The sequence below is a fragment of the Rhodococcus sp. NPDC059179 genome (assembly GCF_042754885.1).
Taxonomy (GTDB): Bacteria; Actinomycetota; Actinomycetes; order Mycobacteriales; family Mycobacteriaceae; genus Rhodococcus_G.
This window is the reverse complement of sequence record NZ_JBHZBV010000004.1, coordinates 341,448-360,663: the sequence shown is the minus strand read 5'-3', so window position 1 is coordinate 360,663 and position 19,216 is coordinate 341,448. Positions and strand designations below refer to the sequence as shown.

Here is a 19,216-nt window from a genome sequence, read left to right as displayed (position 1 = left end):
TGGTCGGCGGCGGACACTTTCCTAGCGTTGTTGCTCCGAGGAGGGCATGAATGACGGTGGATCCAACCCCATCCGGTGAATCCGCTCCACAGGTGGACTCGGCCTCGCTCGAGGAGAAGGCCAAGGCGGCCAAGGCCGCTGCGGAGGAGGCCGCCCGCGTGGCGGCCGACGCGCTGGCCGCCGCGGAGGCGGCGGAGCAGGCCGCCGCCGAGGCAGCGCGGATTCAGGCAGCGAAGACCCCGGCCAAGCCGGCGACCGCCGACGCGGCCCATCCGGCCGCCACCGCTCCCGATGCCACCGCTCCCGCCGAGGCGGCGACCGCCGAGTCCGCGGCCCCTGCCGCGACGGAGGCCGCCCCGGTGGCCAGTCCTGCCGCGCAGGAGATCGCCGCGGGCTACGCCTTCGAGGGCGCGGCGCTGGAACTGGGCACGGTGATCGTCGACGGCGTCGTGGATCCCGCTGCGCGCGTTCGGATCCCGCTGGCCACGATCAACAGGCACGGCCTGGTGGCGGGCGCGACCGGCACCGGCAAGACGAAGACGCTGCAGGGAATCTGCGAGCAGCTGTCGGCGGCGGGCGTGCCGGTGGTGATGGCAGACGTCAAGGGCGACGTGTCCGGACTCTCCGCGCCCGGCGAGGGCAGCGAGAAGATGGTCGCGCGAGCCGTCTCGACCGGCATCTCGGACTGGGCGCCGACGGCGTTCCCGGTCGAGTTCCTCTCGCTCGGCACCGAGGGCATCGGCATCCCGGTTCGTGCGACCATCACCAGCTTCGGGCCGATCCTGCTCAGCAAGGTGTTGGGGCTCAACGAAACCCAGGAGTCCACCCTCGGGCTGATCTTCCACTGGGCGGACACCCAGGGCCTCGCTCTGCTCGACCTCAAGGACCTGCGGTCGGTCATCGCGCACCTGACCTCCGACGAGGGCAAGGCCGACCTCAAGGGTATCGGCGGCGTCTCCTCGGCGACCGCGGGCGTGATCCTGCGCGCGCTGGTCAACCTGGAGGCGGACGGCGGCGACACCTTCTTCGGTGAGCCCGAGCTCGAGACCGAGGACCTGTTGCGCGTCGGACCGGACGGCAAGGGCATCATCACGCTGTTCGAGCTGGGTGCCCAGGCGGCCCGGCCGGTGATGTTCTCCACCTTCCTGATGTGGGTGCTCGCGGACCTGTTCCAGACGCTGCCCGAGGTCGGCGACGTGGACAAGCCCAAGCTGGTGTTCATCTTCGACGAGGCGCACCTGCTCTTCGCGGACGCGTCGAAGGCGTTTCTGCAGCAGGTGGAGCAGACCGTCAAGCTGATCCGCTCGAAGGGCGTCGGCGTCTTCTTCTGCACCCAGCTGCCCACCGACGTGCCGAACAACGTGCTTTCGCAGCTCGGTGCGCGGATCCAGCACGCCCTGCGCGCGTTCACCCCGGACGATCAGAAGGCGCTGAACAAGACGGTTCGCACCTACCCGAAGACGGAGCACTACGACCTGGAGAAGGCGCTGACCTCCCTCGGTATCGGTGAGGCCGTCGTGACCGTGCTGTCCGAGAAGGGTGCGCCGACACCGGTGGCGTGGGCCAAGATCCCGCCGCCGCGTTCGCTCATGGACACCATCGGTGAGCCGGCGATCAGGGCCGCGGCGGCGTCGAGCCCGCTGCACGCGAAGTACGGGCAGACCATCGACCGCGAGTCCGCCTACGAGAAGCTGACGGCGAGCGTGTCCGGGGCGCCGAACGCGGACGGCATCGAGCTGCCGCCCGCCCTGCCGGATCTGCCCGATCTGCCGCCCCCGCCGCCGGACGAGCCGAGCGCGGTCGAGCGAATCATGGAGAACTCCGCGGTCAAGAGCTTCCTGAGGTCGGCTGCCACCGTCGCAGGCCGGGAGATCTCGCGCTCGATCTTCGGCACCGGTCGCCGCCGCAGGCGCTGACGCACCCGTGCGCGGTTGACAGGTCTATAGACCCGTCAACCGCGCACGGGTGCCGCAGGCGCCTTACAGCAGGCGGGGCACGACCTTGCCGGTCGCGTTGCGGGGGAGTTCGTCGAGGAACGTCACCTCGCGCGGCACGCAATGCCGGGCGAGGTGCGCCTTCACGTGCGACTTGATCGCGTCCCCCGTCAGGCCCGCGCCCGCGGGGTTCTCGGTGCGCACCACGTAGGCCGCGAGCCGCGCGCCGAACTCTGGATCGTCGACGCCGACGACCGCGTTCTCCAGCACCCCGGGCAGCTCGCTGAGCAGGTTCTCCACCTCGCGCGGGTAGACGTTCTCGCCGCCCGAGACGATCATGTCGTCGCTGCGTCCGTCCAGGAACAGCAGGCCGGTCGGGTCGAAGTGCCCCAGGTCGCCGGTGGACATCAGCCCGCCACTGACCTCCTTCTCGTTGCCGCTACGGGTGTAACCCTCGAAAAGCATTCCGTTGCCGACGAATACGCGGCCGACGGTGCCGTGCTCGACCTGCTTGCCGCGCTCGTCGAGTACCCGCACGACGGTGCCGAGCGGGGGACGGCCTGCGGTGGTGGGATGCGCACGGAGTTCGTGCGGCTGCGCGATCGACGCCCAGCTCACCTCCGTGGAGCCGTAGAAGTTGTACAGCACGGACCCGAACACCTCGAAGGTCTTGTGCACCACCCCGGTCGGGATCGCCGAGCCGCTCGCCGCGATCACCCGCAGGGTGGCGAGGTCGACGTCCCGGTCGCCGGACGGCAGGTCGGTGATCCGCTGGAGCATCGTCGGGACCACCCACAGCGCGGTGGCGCGGTGCTCGGCGATCTGCGCGACGGCGGCGGCCGGGTCGAATCGACGGGCGAGCACCATGGTGGAGCGCAGCGCCAGGCCGACCTGCGCGGCGGCCAGGCCCCAGGTGTGGAAGATCGGCGATGCCACGACGGTGGTCTCGGCGCTGCGCAGCGGCAGCCGCGAGAGCAGGGCGGACGCGGGCATCCAGCTGCGCGGTTCGGGCCGGGTGGCGCCCTTCGGGGTGCCCGTCGTGCCGGAGGTGAGCACCACGATCCTGCCCCGACGCGGGCGGCGGGGCAACGGACCCGTGCCCCGCCGCCCGTCCGTGAGCAGGCCCTCCACGGACGCCCAGCCCCGCGCAGGCTCCGCGTCCGGAACCGACCCCTCTGACGGTCCGGACACCTCCTCCGCGGCATAGGCGTCCGCGTTTCCTGGACGCTCCGCGGGCTCCGCGTCCGCGTTTCCTGGACGCTCCGCGGGCTCCCCGTCCGCGAACACCGCGACGCGGGTCGCTGTGTCCGTCAGCAGCGGGGTGAACTCGGAGTCGACCAGCAGCCAGTCGATCTGCTGTTCGGCGACGACCTCGGCGAGCTGGGTGGTCGACGCCCCGGTGTTCAGCAGTACCAGGTCGGTGCCGAGCCGGGCGGAGGCGCCCATCGCGATCAGGAAGCCGCGGTGGTTGCGGGCCAGGATGCCGATCCGTCCGCGTTCGCGCAGCCCACGGTCCCGCAGGGCAACCGCGAGCGCGCGGGCGTCCGCGTCGAGCTGCCGGTAGCTGATGGGACCGCGGTCGTCGATGACCGCGATCCGGTCGCCGTCGCGGCGCGCGGCCACCGCGAGCAGGCCACCCGCGGTGAAATCCCACTGGTACCAGGCGGATACGACGCCGACGAGACTGCCAGGGCCCATCGGGCCGACGATGCCCGCCTTGGTGACGGGTACGAGTCCCTTGAGTAGGTCGGTTGCTCCGGTAACGCTCGGCATCTCGGCGGTGTCCTCCTGGCCCTGGGGTGTACGGCGTGGGCCGCACCACCCGGTAACTTACTCGCCGGTAAGGATCATGCCAATGGGTACCCGACCGCTTGTGTCGGTGACCGGCGGGTGGACACCACCCGGGCACGTGGCCGACCATGGGGCGATGTTGCTCAGTGCGCGCGAGGCCGACCTGTTCGAGGGCTTCAGGGGACGCTTGGAGGCGATCGCCTACCGGCTGCTGGGGTCCGCCGGTGATGCCGAGGACGCGGTGCAGGATGCGTTCCTGCGCTGGCATGCCGCGGACCGGGAACGGATCGAGACGCCCGAGGCCTGGCTGACCAAGGTGCTCACCAATCTCTGTCTCAATCAGCTCACCTCGGCGCGGGCACGGCGGGAAACCTATGTAGGGCAGTGGCTCCCGGAGCCTGTCCTGGACGGGGACCGGATGCTCGGCCCCGCCGACACCGCCGAGCAGCGCGAGTCGGTCTCCATTGCGATGCTCACCGTCATGGAGCGGCTCTCGCCCAACGAGCGCGTGGTCTACGTGCTGCGCGAGGCGTTCGGGTACTCGCACCGCGAGATCGCCGGGATCCTCGACCTCAGTGAGTCGAACTGTCAGCAGATCTACCGGCGAGCCAAACAGCACGTCGCCGGGCGTGCCCGAACCACGGTCGACTCGGTCGCCGCGCGGCGGATCGTCGAGGAATTCCTCGCCGCGGTCCTCAGTGGTGACACGGATCCGCTGATCCGGCTGCTCGCCGACGATGCGGTCGGCGTCGCCGACGGCGGCGGCCGGGTCCCGGCCCGCAAGACGCAGATCCTCGGTGCGCTCGATATTGCGCGCTACCTGAGCCATGTGTTCCACCGGACCGATGCCAAGCGCCGCTACGTCGGTGGCGATCCGGTGTTCTACGCCTGCGTGGTCAACGGTGGTCCCGGCGTGCTGGCGCAGGTCGGAGAGCGGGTCATCGCCGTCCTCGACCTCGACGCGACCCCGGACGGCATCGCGGCGGTGCACATTCAGGTCAACCCCGAGAAGCTGGATCGCGTCACGCGCCAGTGGGCGGCAGGGGGCCCGCACACCGCCCTCGACATGACGTGGTGACCCACATCACACACGGTTCGTGTCAGGGATCGCGCGCCTGTCCGGTTCAGGAGGTGAGTCCAACCGATAGGAGCGAACCATGAAGCACCGCATTGTCGTCCTCGGAGCCGGGTACGCCGGAGCCATCGCCGCCGGTCGTCTCGCGAAGCGGCTACACCGTGACGACGCCCTGATCACCCTCATCAATGCCGACCCCGAGTTCGTCGAACGGGTGCGTATGCACCAGCTCGCGAGCGGCCAGGATCTGCGCCCCCGTCCGCTGCGTGAGGTCTACGCGGGCACCGGTGTGCAGGTCAGGACCGCGCGGGTCACCGCCGTCGACGTCGATCGCAAGACCGTCGATCTCGCTGGCGCCGAGACCCTCGGCTACGACAGCCTCGTGTACGCCCTGGGGAGCACCGGCGCCGACCACGGCATCCCCGGTGTCGCCGAGTATGCCCACAGCGTCGCCGGAAAGCAGGTCGCCTTGCGGCTGCGGGCGCGGCTGGGCGAACTGGCGCCGGGTGCGACGGTAGTGGTCGTCGGCGGCGGCCTGACCGGCATCGAAGCCGCCACCGAGATCGCCGAGACCCGTCCGGATCTCGCGGTCTCGATCGCCGCCCGGGCAGGCGTCGGCGACTGGCTGAGCGAGAAGGCGCAGCGTCATCTGCGCGGCGCCTTCGACCGTCTCGGCATCACGGTCCACGACAACGTCGACATCACGCGCGTCACCGCCAGTGCCGTGATCGACGGTGCCGCAACGGAAATCCCGGCCGAGCTGACGGTGTGGACCGCGGGCTTCACCGTGCATCCGATCGCGGCCGCCACCACGCTGACGGTGTCCGACACCGGGCGAATCGTCGTCGACGCCACCATGCGTTCGGTCTCGCACCCCGACGTGTATGCCGCGGGCGACGCCGCGCTCGCCGACGGAGGGGGCGGTCGACCGCTGCGGATGTCCTGCGCGACGGGAACCCCGATGGCGTGGCGGGCCGCCGACGCCATCGCCGCGCGCCTGACCGGTCGCAAGGTTCCCGATGCCACGATCGGCTACGCCTCTCAGTGCATCAGCCTCGGTCGCCGCGACGGCATCGTCCAGCGCGTCACCTTCGACGATCAGCCGACGTCGACGGTTCTCACGGGCCGGATCGCCGCTCGCGTCAAGGAATTCGTCTGCGCGGGCGCGGCCTGGAGCATCGGCCACCCGACCGTGCTGCTGCCGAGCCGGCGCCGACGCCTCGCCGCAACCGACGAGGTGGAGACCGACCTCGTCACCCCGTGACCGCGGTGCCGCCACGAGCCCTGCCTGCTACAGCGAGGATTCCCTCCGAAGCAGGTCGTCGATGGTCTCCCGACGGATCAACTCGCGGGCGGAACCGTTGCACACCGCGATGATCGGTGGTCGACCGACCGAGTTGTAGCTGGACGCGAGGCTGTGGTGGTAGGCGCCGGTGCCGGGGATCGCCAGCACATCGCCGGGATGCACGTCGTCGGGCAGCGCGACATCGACGGCCAGCTCGTCGCCCGATTCGCAGTGCCGTCCCGCCACGGTCACCGGAACCTGGGCGCCGACGGGGTGCCGGTTGGCCAGCGCGACGCCGTACCTGGCTCCGTAGAGGCAGACGCGAGGGTTGTCGCTCATGCCGCCGTCGACGCAGACGAAGGTGCGCCCGCCCTCGATGTGTTTGACGGACACGACCCGGTACACGGTCACCCCCGACCTGGCGACGATGGCCCGGCCCGGTTCGAGGGTGATCCGCGGCCGCGGGAACCGGTGACGCGCGCATGCCTCGTCGAGCGCGTCCTCGATGGTCGACGCGAGCTGGGTGAGGTCGAGCGCCACGCCGTCGAATCCGTAGGAGACCGCATGACCGCCACCGAGATTGAGCTCGGTGAGGATCAGTCCGTGGTCGCGGTACACCTGCGACATCTGGGCGATCATCCGGTGCACCGCGGTTCCGAAGTGCTCGGGTTCGGTGATTTGCGACCCCAGGTGGCAGTGCAGGCCGATCAGGTTCAGGTGTGGTTGGTCGATCACCCGCTTGATGGCGGCGTCCGCCTGGCCGTGCTCGATGGGGAAGCCGAACTTCTGGTCCGCCACCCCGGTCCTGACCGCGTGGTGACCGTGCACGTCGATGTCCGGGGTGACGCGGACCAGGACGTCCTGCTTGTGGTCGAGGGCGGAGGCGAGCACCACGATCTCGGTGTGCGAGTCGATGACGATGCGACCGACGCCCGCGTCGAGCGCGGCGGCGAGTTCGGCGGGGGTCTTGGCGTTGCCGTGCATGATGATTCGCCTCGGATCGACCCCCGAGGACAGGGCGATGGCCAGTTCGCCCGCCGAGCACACGTCCAGCGACAGTCCCTCCTGGCTCACCCACGAGGCGAGGGCCCGGGTCATCAGGGCCTTACCCGCGTAGGCGATTTCCGCCTCGGGGAAGATCTCGCGGTAGGTGCGGCAACGGTGCCGGACGTCCAGCTCGTCGATCACGTAACTGGGCGTTCCGTACTGGTCGGCGATGTCCGCAAGCGCCACGCCGCCGACGGTGATCCGACCGTGGTCGTCGTGGTGGGTGTTGATCGGCCACACCGCCGGATCGAGCCGCGGGGCCATGGCCGAGCGCAGCGACGGAAAGATGTCGAGAAGTGTCACCGGGTTCTCCTTGGGGGGTGGTGGTTCATCCTCCGGAGTACTCGTGTTCCGGCGCGTTGCGGCGGCCCTTGACGCGACCTTGATGCCGCCCGGTCTCGGCTTGACGTCACGCTGACGGATCCGCGGTTTGGGGCAGTGTGACCACCTGTGCGGCGTAGGACAGCCCGGCGCCGAACGCGATGAGCAGCGCCGTGCCACCCGCGGGAGCCTCGCCTGATCGGAGCAGGGTGTCCATCGCCAGGGGAACCGAGGCGGCCGAGGTGTTGCCGGAGTCGACGATGTCCCGTGCCACCGCGGCGTCGGGGGAGAGCCTGAGCCGCTTGGCGATGATGTCGGTGATCCGGAGGTTCGCCTGATGTGGGATGAAGGCGTCCAACTGCTCGGGCGTCACACCCGCCCGGTCCAGCGCGGACCTGGCCACCTTCTCCATTTCGAAAGCGGCCCAACGGAACACGGCCATCCCGTCCAGCTTCACGGTCGGTCGCGGTCCGGTCGGGTTGTCGCGGTAGACGTCCCAGGACGGAGCCTGGCAGATCACATGTGACTGCGACCCGTCCGAGCCCCACTCGACCGGTCCGATCCCGGGCGTCTGCGACGGTCCGACCACCACGGCACCGGCGCCGTCGGCGAAGATGAACGCGGTTGTCCTGTCGGTCTTGTCGAGGCATTCGCTCATCCGCTCGACGCCAATGACCAGAACATGCTCCGCGCTGCCGCCCCGGACCATGTCGGAGGCGACGGCCAGGGAATGGCAGAAGCCGGCGCACCCGGCCGAGACGTCGAATGCGGCGCCGTAGATGCCGAGTCGGTGGGCGATCTGCGGGGCGACGGCCGGAGACTGGTAGAGGTAGGTCGACGTCGCGACGATCACGCAGCCGATCTGCTCGGCCGCCGCCCCGGACGACGCCAGGGCCCGGCGCCCGGCCGCGACGGACATCTCGAGGACCGACTCCTCCGGCCCGGCGAACCGCCTGGTCTTGATCCCGGAACGGGTCTGGATCCACTCGTCACTGGAGTCGATGCTCTGACAGACCTCGGCGTTGTCGACGACGCGGGATGGGCGGTACACCCCCAGCCCGACGATCGCGCTGTGCGGTGAGCCGGTGGTGGCGGTGATCGGGGCGGCCATCGTTCATCTCCTGATGCGGCGGATGTTGCCTTGCCGTTCCAGCGTCGGTCCTGGCCGGGCCCGTCGATAGGCACCCTAGGGGTCGCCGATGGCCCCCCTGGTGCAACACCCGGATTCGGCTCGCTGCCCGCGAGCCGAATCCGGACGTGGGTTCACCAGCCGGAGCCGGAACCACCCGATCCGGTGTTGGCGAGGATGGTGCCGATGACCATCTGCGCGATACCGGCGACAGAGCCAACAAATTCCACGGTGTCCTCCGACTTTCCTCATCGCCGATTGTCCGGCGTAGTCGTGAACTTAGCCGAACTATCTTGTGGAAGAGAGGTGTTTCCCGAGTTCTCGGCGCAGGATCGAAGGAGAGCCGGTCGCCTGCTCCTAGCCGCCCAACTTCTTGTAGAAGGTGCCGACGATCGGCGCGATCACCGCGCGCGGGCTGTACTGCCCGGCCACCGACATGCCCTTGCTCAGGATGCCCGGCACCACCCGCATCTTGTTCTTCGCGAGCGCGTCCAGCGACAGCTTCGCCGTGTACTCGCTGGAGATCCAGAGGAAGTCCGGGACCAACTTGTCGACGATGGACGCGTCCGCCGGATCCGGGATCTCGGTGCGCACGGGGCCCGGAGCGAGCAGGGTCACGTGTACGCCGGTGCCGGTGAGCTCGCCGCGCAGGGACTCGGAGAAGGTGTTCACGAAGGCCTTGGTGGCCGCGTAGGTGGCGTTGTTCGGGATCGGCATGTTGCCCGCCGCCGATCCGACCATGAGGATGCCGCCGGAGTCGCGGGCGAGCATCCCGGGCAGCACGGCCAGCGTGAGGTCGTGCACGGCAACGGCATTGAGCTCGACCTGGGCGCGCTCGTATCCGGGATCCAGCTCGGCGACGGGTCCGAACGTGGCGATCCCGGCGTTGTTGCACAGGATGCTGATCGGGCGTTCCGCGAGCTCGGCGACCAGCACGCCGCGCTGGTCGCGATCGGAGAGGTCCACGGCGCGGACCTCGACCTCGACGCCGTGCGCCGAGGTCAGCTTCGCCGCAAGCGCCTCGAGCAGGTCGCCGCGACGGGCCACCAGGATCAGCGAGTGGCCGCGGGCGGCCAGCTCGGTGGCCAGCGCCTCGCCGATGCCGGAGGAGGCGCCGGTCACGACCGCGCGGGTGTCAGGGGTGGGGATAGGCAGGCTCACGGAGGTCAGGCTATCGCCCGTGCGCGCTTCTGGTAGTCACCGCTACCAAAAGCGCGCACGGGTGGCGGAGCCGCCTACAGCGTCGCGGCCAGTCGGGTGCCCTGCTCGATCGCCCGCTTGGCGTCGAGTTCGGCGGCGACGTCGGCCCCGCCGATCACGTGCGTGGTCACCCCGGCCGTTTCCAGGTCGCCGACCAGGTCGCGCACCGATTCCTGGCCCGCGCAGATCACCACGTTGTCGACGGCGAGGACCTGCGGTCGTTCCCGCTTCTCGCCGAATGTGATGTGCAGCCCGGCGTCGTCGATCCGCTCGTAGTTCACGCCCGAGAGCTGGTGCACGCCCTTCTTTTTCAGCGCTGCCCGGTGCACCCAGCCGGAGGTCTTGCCCAGGCGCGCGCCGATCTGGCCCGGCTTGCGCTGGAGCAGGTACACCTCGCGCGGCGACGGCTCGGTGGTCGGAGTGGTGAGCGCGCCGGGGGCGGTGTCGGAATCGGTGACACCCCACTCGCGCTTCCACTCCGCCAGGTCGAGGGTGGGGGAGCTCTCGTGGGTGAGGTACTCGGAGACGTCGACGCCGATGCCGCCTGCACCGATCACCGCGACCCTGTCGCCGACCGGCCTGCCGTCGCGGACGAGCTCGGCGTACGCGAGCACGCTGGGGTGCTCGATGCCGGGGATGCTGGGGATCCGCGGGGTCACGCCGGTGGCGAGGACCACCTCGTCGTATCCGCCGTCGATCAGCTGCCGGGCGTCGACCCTGGTACCCAGGTGCACCTTCACCCCGGACAGTTCCAGCCGGCGGGTGTAGTAGCGGATGGTCTCGGCGAACTCCTCCTTGCCGGGGATCCGCCGGGCGATGCCGAACTGGCCGCCGATCTCGGCGCCCGCCTCGAAGAGCTCGACGGTGTGGCCGCGCTCCGCGAGGTTCAGTGCGGCGGACAGGCCCGCGGGCCCGGCGCCGACGACGGCCACGCTCTTCGCGCGTCTGGTCGGTGCCAGCACCAGCTCGGTCTCGCGACCGGCACGGGGGTTGAGCAGGCAGGACACGTTCTTGCGGACGAAAGCGTGATCGAGGCAGGCCTGGTTGCAGGCGATGCAGGTGTTGATCTCGTCGCCGCGGTCGGCCTCGGCCTTGCGGACCCACTCGGGATCGGCGAGCATCGGCCGGGCCATCGAGATCAGCTCGGCGTCGCCGCGGGTGAGGATCTCCTCGGCGACCTCCGGCATGTTGATCCGGTTGGACGCGCAGACCGGGATCGACACGGCCGCGGCGACCTTGGCGGTGAACTCGACGAACGCGGCCCGGGGCACGGAGGTGACGATGGTGGGCACCCGGGCCTCGTGCCAGCCGATGTCGGTGTTGATGATGGTGGTGCCGGCCTCCTCGAGTTCGGTTGCCAGGGCGGAGATCTCGCCCCAGGTCTGGCCCTTCTCGACGAGGTCGGCCATGGACAGCCGGAAGACGATGATGAAGTTCGGCCCGACCGCCGCGCGGGTGCGCCGCACGATCTCCACGGCCAGCCTGCGCCGGTTCTCGGCGCTGCCGCCCCACTTGTCCTTGCGCTTGTTGGTGCGGGCCGCGAGGAACTGGTTGACGAAATAGCCCTCGCCGCCCATGATCTCGACGCCGTCGTACCCGGCGGACTGCGCGAGTCGGGCGGTGCGCACGAAGTCGCCGATGGTGCTCTCCACGCCCCTGCCGGTGAGCGCGCGGGGGCGGAACGGATTGATGGGGGCCTTGATCGACGAGGCGGAGACGCTCAGCGGCTGATAGGAGTACCGCCCCGCGTGCAGGATCTGCAGGGCGATCTTGCCGCCCTCAGCGTGCACGGCGTCGGTGACCTCCCGGTGCCGCCTCGCCTCGGCGGAGTTGGTGAGCTTGGCCCCGAACGGCAGCAGCCAGCCGGTGCGGTTCGGCGCATAGCCGCCGGTGATGATGAGGCCGACGCCGCCGCGGGCCCGCTCGGCGAAATACGCGGCGAGCTTCGGGATGTCGCGAGCCCGGTCCTCGAGCCCGGTGTGCATCGACCCCATCACCACGCGATTGCGCAGCGTGGTGAAGCCCAGGTCCAACGGGGACAACAGGTTCGGGTACGGGTTGCTCACGTGGGCGGCCTTTCGGGTCGGACTCTTCGCTGGTGGGGTGGGGTGGGGTCGGGGTCAGGGGTGCAGCGCATCGAGCACCTCCTGGCACCAGGCGGTGAAGCCCTCCTCGACACGGATGCCGCCGCGCAGGACGAGGTACTGGTGCAGTTCGGTGCCGGACAGCCGGTCGGGTGCGGGGAAGTCGCGCTTCTCGATCGATCGGTAGACGTCGAGTCGCTGGGCGTGGTCGACGATGTGCCTGCCGACCTCGGCCCGCACATCGTCGAGGTCGCCGTAGGCGGCGGCGCGAATCTTCACGGCCAGCTCGTTGCGCAGGTTCCCGGCTTCGGTCGGTTCGGCGATCCACCGCCGCAGCTCGGCGCGGCCTGCGTCGCTGACCCGGTAGACCTTCTTGTCCGGGCGGCCGTCCTGGCCGACGGTCTCGCCGTCCACCCAGCCGGCCTCGTCCATCCGCTTGAGCACGCGGTAGATCTGCTGGTGGCTGGCGTTCCAGAAGAAGCCGATCGACTTGTCGAAGCGGCGCGCGAGCTCGTATCCCGACCCGGAGTGCTCGGAGAGCGAGACCAACAGCGCATGTTCGAGTGCCACGGGTCGAGTATGTATGCAACGAGGTGACTATGCAACTGGGTTCATAGTAGGTGGACGAAAGGGAGTGCCCTCAGAACACCCATCGCAGCGCGGCCACGACCTCTTCCGGGCTCGCGTCGGCGAAGCGTGCGATCTCGGCGCGACGGAGGTCGACGACGGTGGCCGCGAGCTCGGGACCGAAGGCAGCACCCAGCACGGCGTCGGCCTCGAACGCATCGGTGGCCGCGGCGAGCGTGTCCGGCAGCGCGCGGATTCCGCGTCGAGCCCGCTCGCCGTCGGTCAGGCCGGCGGGGTCGACGTCGACCAGGGCGGGCAGGCGGGCCTGTGCGCCCTGCCCGGCCAGGCCCGCGAAGATCAGCGCGGCGATGCACAGGTACGGGTTCGCCGACTGGTCGAGGACCTTGACCTCCAGGTTGGCCGACCGCCCCTCGTCGCCGCGGCTGCCGGTGATCAGCCGCAGTGCGGTCTCGCGGTTCTCGTGCCCGCATGCCTGGAACGGGCCCGCCCAGTGGCCGGGGACGAGCCGCAGGTAGCTCGCGACCGAGGGCGCGCCGACGGCGAGCAGCGCGGGCAGCCTCCGCAGAATGCCTGCCGCGAAGGCCTCCGCGTCGTCGGTCATCCCGCAGGGCCCGTCGCCGCCGTCGTGCAGGTTGATCCCGTCGCGCCAGATGGACAGGTGCACGTGGCCGCCGTTCCCGACGCCGTCGGCGACGACCTTCGGGGAGAACGAGGCGCGCAGCCCGCGGGCCGCGCTCAGCGCGCGGATCGTCTCGCGGACCAGCACGAAGGTGTCGGCGGCGCCGACCGGATCCTCGGCGGCGACCGACAGTTCGTATTGCCCGGCCGCGTACTCGGGGTGGATCTGCTCGACCGCGACGTCCTGCTCCCGCAAGGCGGTGAGCAGGTCGGCGAGGTAGTCCGAGTGTTCGACGATCCGGGTGAACCCGTAGGCGGGTCCGCGGGTGGCGGGCACGAAGTCGTCCTCGTCGAGTCCGAGGGTCCACTCCACCTCGATCGCGCTCTTCGCGGTCAGCCCGGCGTCGGCCAGTCGGGTGACCGCGCGGCGGATGACGCTCCGCGCGTCCTGTGGGTGCGGCTCTCCCTCCTGGGTGTGGCGGTCGGCGGGCGCCCACGCCCAGCCGGGCTGTGCGGCGAGCGCGGTGATCCGGCTCAGGTCCGGCAGCAGCCGCAGGTCGCCGACCGGGCCACCCGCGTAGCGGCCCGCGATGATCGCATCGTCGGTCGCGAACGCGTCGAACACCGGCGACGCGCCGACACCCCAGGCCGCGGCGTTCTCCAAGCGGTCGAGGGGGACCGCCTTCGTCCGCGTGATCCCGCTGTTGTCGACCCACGTCAGCGCCACGCCGACGACGCCCTGCGCGGCGAGCCGGGCCGCCACCGGGCGGGCCTGCGCGGCTCGCCGGTCCCGCTCGTCCCGGTCCATCGCGTCTCCTTCGCGCAGTCTGTGATCAGCGGCGATCCTCGTTCAGCGGCAGAATGGCGTCCATGGCACGACCCTCCGACGATACGTCCGCGCGGGCGCCCGGATCCGGCGAACGGCGCCTCCAAGAGTTGCTCGGGCAGATCCCGCTGGTCGACCATCACTGCCACGGCGTGGTGCGGGACCCGCTCGACCGCGTCGGGTTCGAGTCGCTGCTCTGCGAGGCCGACGCGCCGGGCCCGCTACACGGGACGCTGTTCGACACCCAGGCCGGCTTCGCGGTCCGGAGCCTGTGCGCCCCGCTGCTCGACCTGGCCCCCCCATGCCGCGGCCGACGCCTATCTCGCGCGGCGCGGCGAGCTCGGTTTCGAGGAGGTCGCACGGCGGCTGCTGCGCGGCGCCGGGATCGCCGAGTTCCTGGTGGACACCGGCTTTGGGTCCGACCGTGTGACGTCGCCGGACGAATTGGCTGCCTGTGCCGGGGCGTCGGCCCGCGAGATCGTCCGGCTCGAATCGGTGGCGGAGCGGGTGATCGCACGGCACGGTGCCGACGACTTCGTCGACGCGTGTGGGGACGGCCTGACGAGCGCCGCGACGACCGCGGCCGGGTTCAAGTCGATCGCCGCCTATCGGGTCGGCCTGGATCTGTCCCCGGATCGGCCGTCCGCGAACGACGTTGCCGCGGCGGCCGCGCGGTGGGCGGAGGCGATCGAACGGGGAGCGTCGATTCGGCTGGCCGACGAGACCCTGACCCGCTTCCTGATCTGGACGGCCGTCGACCTCGGTCTGCCGATCCAGTTCCACACCGGGTACGGCGACGCCGACGCGGACCTCGGCCGCTGCGATCCGTTACTGCTGACGCCGTTGCTGCGCGCCACGGCCGGCCGCGGGGTGCCGATCATGCTGCTGCACACCTATCCCTTCCATCGGCACGCGGGCTACCTGGCGCAGGTGTTCGACCACGTCTTCGTCGACGTCGGCCTCGCGGTGCAGAACGTCGGGAGCCGGGCCCGTCGGGTGGTGGCCGAACTGCTCGAGCTCGCACCGTTCGGGTCGGTCCTGTTCTCTTCCGACGGCTACGGGCTGCCGGAGCTGTTCCACGTCAGCGCCACGCTGTTCCGGCGGGCGCTGACGGACTTCCTGGTGGCAGGCACCGCCGACGACGCCTGGTCTCACCGGGACGCCGAACGGATCGCGAACCTGATCGCCGCCGACAACGCCCGCCGCGCGTATCGCCTCGACTGAGGGTGAGCCGCAGGGTGCGTCCAACCCGCGGCTGGTTCGTCTGAGGAAGCGGACTCCCATCCACCACCGGGCGGGAGCAGACCTTCCTTCGAGAGGAACCCGCTGATGACCATCCACCAGTTCGCCTCGTCCGTCATGGTCGAGGACCTCCATGTCGCCTACGGCAACGCGTGGGCGCTCGACGGTATCGACCTTTCCGTGGCACCGGGGACCACCCTCGGGGTGCTCGGCCACAACGGCGCGGGCAAGACCACGCTGATCCGCACGCTGACCACACTGGTGCGTCCCACCATCGGCCGCGTGAAGATCGAGGGCCTCGATGTGGTTGCCGACGCCACCGAGGTGCGTCGCCGGATCGGGGTGACCGGCCAATACGCCGGACTCGACGACTTCCTCACCGCCCGCGAGAACCTGGAACTGATCGGCCGCCTGAGCGGGCTGCGCCGCACGGCCCGCGCGCGGGCCGACGCGTTGATCGACCGGCTCGGGCTGCACGAGTACGCGGCCAGGCGGGTCGGTGAACTCTCCGGTGGTTCCCGCCGCCGAGTCGATCTGGCGGCCAGTCTCGTCGGGTTCCCGTCGGTGCTCTTCCTCGATGAGCCGACCACGGGCCTGGACCCCCTCGCCCGCGCCGGGCTGTGGGACGTCGTCGACGAGCTCACCACCGCGGGCACCGCCGTCGTGCTCACCACGCAATACCTCGACGAAGCCGACCGGCTCGCCGATCGGATCGTGGTCCTGCGCCGCGGCCGGGTCGCCGCCCGCGGCACCCCCGCCGAGCTGAAACGGATCGTCGGCGGCAAGGTCCTGCGCGCCACCATCCCCACCAGCCAACGTTCCGTTCTGCCGTTCACCTCGGACTCCGACCGGGTCGACGGCGACCGGGTCCGGGTGTCGGTCACCGTCGACGACGCCCCCACCGCCGCCGAGTTGGTCGCGGAACTGCACCGCGGCGGCATCGAAGTCACCGACCTCGACGTGACCTCTCCGAGCCTCGACGACGTCTTCACCCACCTCGCCCACACCACAGGAGCCCACCGATGACCACCACCGCCACCACGATCGGGCGTTCCCCGATCGGGAACCAGCTCGCCGCCCTCACCGTCCGCAACCTGCGCACCAGCGCCCGCGTCCCACAGCTGCTGATGTTCTCCCTGACCATGCCGATGGCGATGCTGGTCCTGTTCAGCCAGGTGTTCCGCAGTGTCGCCGCCGGACCGGGCTTCCCGGCCGGGGTCAGCTACATCGACTTTCTCACCCCGGCCATGCTCGCCGTCTCCACTGTGATGGCCGGCACCAACGCCGGAGTCTCCGCCGCCATCGATCACACCAACGGCCTCCACGACCGCTTCGCGGCCCTGCCGATGCGGGCGGCGCTCCCGGGGGTGGCCCGCACGATCAACGAGGCCGTCTTCACCCTCGCCCGCGCTGTGCTGCTCGGGATCGCTGCCGTCGCTTTGGGTTTCGACTTCCACGGCACCGCCCTCGATGCTGTCGCCGCGGTCGTGGTCCTGGTGGTGCTGGCCGGGGCGATGAGCGCGCTGTTCGGGCTGATCGGGGACCGGCTCCGCCGCCCGGACGTGGTCCAGTTCGCCGGGATGATGGTGATGATGCCGCTGATGTTCGTCTCGAGTGCGTTCGCGCCGATCGAGACCATGCCCGGGTGGATGCAGGCCATGGCCACGCTGAACCCGGTCGCTCACGCCACCGACGCCCTGCGCGGACACGTGCTCGGCACCGCCACCGCCGGGGACACCGTTGCCGCACTGGTGGCCGCGATCGGGCTGTGGGCCGTGGTCATCGCGGTCCCCGGACTCACCCGACTGGCTCGGCAGGCACGCGCCCGCTGAGCGACGACGAACCCGCTCTGCCCCTCCTTCGAAGGAGGGGCAGAGCGGGTTTGCAGGTGCGGTGGATGGCCTGAGCGGGATCTGGCATCGGACCGCTCAGGACGCGGGGGCTGCCTGCGTACGTAGGTGTTCGGCGAATGTATGTGCAGCCTGCAGATCGTCGACGTCCGGCCGTCCCTTTCTGATGCCGCCGACGAGCTTGAACGGCAGGTAGGTGTCGAACGCCCGGCAGGAGAACGTGTCGACCACCTCGAGCCCCTTCTGCTCGAGTAGTCGTTCGAGGGAACGGTTGTAACGCCGGAACGGAGGTTCGGGAAGGCCGCTGGTGGAGAACAGGAACGCCGCGGTGCCGCGCTGTGGCGGGAGAGCCCTGACGAACTCTTGTAGCTGTGGGTGAAACGACATCTGGAAGATCCCGGACCCGAATCCAACCAGGTCGTAGCCTGCCAACGCGGCTGGGTCGACCTGCTCGGGAGCCATGACCGGCGCAGACAGCACCTCGCCCATGACGTCAGCGATCCTTCTGGTGTTGCCGTGCGAGACGGATGTGCACACGATCAATGCCTTCACGATGATTCTCCTACCGATGTCGTGTCCATGTTGTGTCCTGTCATTCGTGTGAGTGGATGGAAAGTCCGGCTGTGGCCGAGCTTGTCGGGATTCCGGTGCAACCGGATCCGCTCGACGAACTCCCGTCGAGGATTGATCACGGTCACCACGACATCCGCGATCCCTGCCGAGGCGACACGATTGGCCGCCATCACCCCGGCGTAGCCCGCCCCCGCTACGACAACATGCGTCATCGCCACAACCTCCCCGCTGTCTCGGTCTATTTCGATCACACACGTAAGGACACCGACCACGACGGAAATGTGACACCCGACCCGATTCGGTCGGTCCCGCCCGGCATTCGCACCAGTTCAGCTGCCGGTCGTCCCTCGGGAAGAACAGCTCGTCATGCCGTGAAGAGGCTGGATATGGCCGTCGGTCGCCGACCCCCGTGGCGGGGTGTCGCGGTTACATTCGACTGGGCCTGCTCCGGTGCGGGCGTCGGCGGCGCTCATACGGCGGCGTCGAGCAGATGCAGTTCCTCCGCCACGATCAGATCGACCTCTTCGCTGGTCAGATCCGACAACAGATGTGTGGTCAGCATCGCTCACACCTCCTCACGGCGTTCTACTGGTACGACGAATCGGAAGACCCGATTTCGACATCGACACCCATACAGACGAGGCACCCCGGATCGGGACGCAGACGTGCGATGCTGGAGACGGAGAGGAACCAGGATCATGGGCGATGAAACGGCCGCCACCGAGACGACACCACTGCCGGGGCAAGTTGATCTCGACCAGCTCTGGCGCCGATTCTCGAGCGACTTGCGGTCCTTTATCGCCCGCCGGGTCTCGCGGCCGGAGGACGCCGACGACATCCTGTCGATCGTGTTCCTGCGGATGGCCAAGAGCCTCGACAGTCTTCGTGAGCAGGACCGGCTTCTCGGATGGATGTACGCCATCACCCGCAACGCGATCACCGACTACTACCGCTCGGCCGCGCATCGGCGCGAACTGCCCGTCGACGCCGTCCCCGACGCTCCTCCCGCCGGCGAACCGGAGGGCGACGAGGCAATGGAGAAGGAACTCGCCGCCTGCCTGGTGCCGATGCTGTCCGGGCTGCCCGCCGAGCAGGCGGCCGCGGTGAAGATGGTCGACCTGGACGCGCGCACACACGCCGCCGCGGCCAGTGAGGTCGGAATCTCGGTGTCCGGGATGAAATCCCGAGTCCAACGCGGCCGCGCCACCCTTGCGGCCCAATTGCATGCCTGCTGTCAGATCAGCCAGGACCGCACCGGGCACGTGCACGACTACCAGCCCCGCGGCGGAGCCTGCGCGTGCGGGGCCGCACCACCGGTCGACCAGTAGACCAGTAGACGGAAATCGATACCCGGTCGGGTGGTCACCGTCTCAGGCCACCACGCACCGACGACGACGGTGCGGTGCGAGCGTTTGTCCGCTCGCACCGCACCGCGGGCTTCCGTTGCTGGATGAGGGCTACTGGCAGCCGCACCCGCCGTTGGCCGTCGCCACCGGACCGCAGCACGTCGCCTTCTCGCTGTGGTCACAGCAGGTGGTCTGCCGTTCGGTGCCGCAACACGCGAGGGCCATAGCCTCCGCGGCCGCGTTCCGGTCCGTCGCCGGGTTCTCGAATTCGTCGGGGTTGGTCATGGTGACTCCTTGATCCGTGGGA

The 19,216-nt window shown here is 69.9% G+C and carries 16 protein-coding genes and 1 pseudogene; 7 read left to right on the top strand and 10 right to left on the bottom strand.

Annotation, left to right across the window (positions count from 1 at the left end; genetic code table 11):
* The first annotated feature begins 50 nt into the window (after positions 1-50).
* Positions 51-1,916 (top strand): helicase HerA-like domain-containing protein, encoded by a 1,866-nt coding sequence (locus ACFXMV_RS12225; protein ID WP_378502072.1) that lies wholly within the window; start codon positions 51-53, stop codon positions 1,914-1,916.
* 63 nt (positions 1,917-1,979) lie between these two features.
* Here the strand turns inward: ACFXMV_RS12225 and ACFXMV_RS12220 are convergent, their stop codons facing one another.
* Positions 1,980-3,707 (bottom strand): AMP-binding protein, encoded by a 1,728-nt coding sequence (locus tag ACFXMV_RS12220; RefSeq protein ID WP_378503646.1) that lies wholly within the window; start codon positions 3,705-3,707, stop codon positions 1,980-1,982.
* 154 nt (positions 3,708-3,861) lie between these two features.
* Between ACFXMV_RS12220 and sigJ the strand changes: the two genes are divergently transcribed.
* Both sigJ and ACFXMV_RS12210 read left to right on the top strand, forming a co-directional pair.
* A complete protein-coding gene (gene sigJ / locus ACFXMV_RS12215) occupies positions 3,862-4,803 on the top strand; it encodes an RNA polymerase sigma factor SigJ (protein ID WP_378501726.1) in 942 nt (313 codons plus the stop codon).
* A 79-nt stretch (positions 4,804-4,882) separates the two neighbouring features.
* The gene (locus ACFXMV_RS12210) at positions 4,883-6,064 is read left to right on the top strand and encodes an NAD(P)/FAD-dependent oxidoreductase (protein ID WP_378503647.1); all 1,182 of its coding nucleotides are present in this window, start codon (positions 4,883-4,885) and stop codon (positions 6,062-6,064) included.
* Between the two features lie 27 nt (positions 6,065-6,091).
* Here ACFXMV_RS12210 and lysA read toward each other — a convergent pair whose 3' ends face one another.
* The 6 genes from lysA to ACFXMV_RS12180 form a co-directional block, all read right to left on the bottom strand.
* Positions 6,092-7,435: a diaminopimelate decarboxylase gene (gene lysA / locus ACFXMV_RS12205; protein ID WP_378503648.1), complete on the bottom strand. Its 1,344-nt coding sequence runs from the start codon at positions 7,433-7,435 to the stop codon at positions 6,092-6,094.
* Between the two features lie 106 nt (positions 7,436-7,541).
* Complete coding sequence (locus ACFXMV_RS12200; RefSeq protein ID WP_378502058.1) at positions 7,542-8,564, bottom strand: beta-ketoacyl-ACP synthase III; 1,023 nt, start codon at positions 8,562-8,564, stop codon at positions 7,542-7,544.
* Positions 8,565-8,939: 375 nt separating this feature from the next.
* Positions 8,940-9,743, bottom strand: coding sequence for a mycolate reductase (gene cmrA / locus ACFXMV_RS12195; RefSeq protein WP_378503649.1), 804 nt, complete (start codon positions 9,741-9,743; stop codon positions 8,940-8,942).
* A 74-nt stretch (positions 9,744-9,817) separates the two neighbouring features.
* Positions 9,818-11,848 carry an FAD-dependent oxidoreductase gene (locus ACFXMV_RS12190; RefSeq protein WP_378498722.1) on the bottom strand — a complete coding sequence of 677 codons (2,031 nt, stop codon included), beginning with the start codon at positions 11,846-11,848 and terminating at the stop codon, positions 9,818-9,820.
* Positions 11,849-11,902: 54 nt separating this feature from the next.
* Positions 11,903-12,436: a PadR family transcriptional regulator gene (locus ACFXMV_RS12185; protein ID WP_378498723.1), complete on the bottom strand. Its 534-nt coding sequence runs from the start codon at positions 12,434-12,436 to the stop codon at positions 11,903-11,905.
* Positions 12,437-12,506: 70 nt separating this feature from the next.
* On the bottom strand, positions 12,507-13,880 hold the full coding sequence (locus tag ACFXMV_RS12180; RefSeq protein WP_378498724.1) for a glutamine synthetase: 1,374 nt from the start codon (positions 13,878-13,880) through the stop codon (positions 12,507-12,509).
* Positions 13,881-14,324: 444 nt separating this feature from the next.
* On the opposite strand from ACFXMV_RS12180, the gene ACFXMV_RS12175 reads away from it, so the two are divergent.
* The 3 genes from ACFXMV_RS12175 to ACFXMV_RS12165 all read left to right on the top strand — a co-directional run bounded on the left by ACFXMV_RS12175 (position 14,325) and on the right by ACFXMV_RS12165 (position 16,972).
* Entirely contained in the window at positions 14,325-15,122 is a 798-nt protein-coding gene (locus ACFXMV_RS12175; RefSeq protein WP_378498725.1) for an amidohydrolase family protein, read from the top strand.
* Positions 15,123-15,227: 105 nt separating this feature from the next.
* Positions 15,228-16,166 (top strand): ATP-binding cassette domain-containing protein, encoded by a 939-nt coding sequence (locus tag ACFXMV_RS12170; RefSeq protein ID WP_378498726.1) that lies wholly within the window; start codon positions 15,228-15,230, stop codon positions 16,164-16,166.
* Positions 16,163-16,972: an ABC transporter permease gene (locus ACFXMV_RS12165; protein WP_378498727.1), complete on the top strand. Its 810-nt coding sequence runs from the start codon at positions 16,163-16,165 to the stop codon at positions 16,970-16,972. The genes ACFXMV_RS12170 and ACFXMV_RS12165 overlap by 4 nt, the downstream gene beginning before the upstream one ends.
* A 96-nt stretch (positions 16,973-17,068) precedes the next feature.
* Here the strand turns inward: ACFXMV_RS12165 and ACFXMV_RS12160 are convergent, their stop codons facing one another.
* Together ACFXMV_RS12160 and ACFXMV_RS12155 are read right to left on the bottom strand one after the other, a co-directional pair.
* Positions 17,069-17,542 (bottom strand): flavodoxin family protein, encoded by a 474-nt coding sequence (locus ACFXMV_RS12160; protein WP_378498728.1) that lies wholly within the window; start codon positions 17,540-17,542, stop codon positions 17,069-17,071.
* Positions 17,543-17,634: 92 nt separating this feature from the next.
* Positions 17,635-17,775: pseudogene (locus tag ACFXMV_RS12155) on the bottom strand (pyridine nucleotide-disulfide oxidoreductase); the annotation flags it as partial.
* A gap of 486 nt (positions 17,776-18,261) precedes the next feature.
* On the opposite strand from ACFXMV_RS12155, the gene ACFXMV_RS12150 reads away from it, so the two are divergent.
* Positions 18,262-18,891 (top strand): sigma-70 family RNA polymerase sigma factor, encoded by a 630-nt coding sequence (locus ACFXMV_RS12150; RefSeq protein WP_378498729.1) that lies wholly within the window; start codon positions 18,262-18,264, stop codon positions 18,889-18,891.
* Between the two features lie 129 nt (positions 18,892-19,020).
* On the opposite strand, the gene ACFXMV_RS12145 is transcribed toward ACFXMV_RS12150, so the two are convergent.
* Positions 19,021-19,194: a hypothetical protein gene (locus tag ACFXMV_RS12145; RefSeq protein WP_378498730.1), complete on the bottom strand. Its 174-nt coding sequence runs from the start codon at positions 19,192-19,194 to the stop codon at positions 19,021-19,023.
* Between the last annotated feature and the right edge of the window lie 22 nt (positions 19,195-19,216).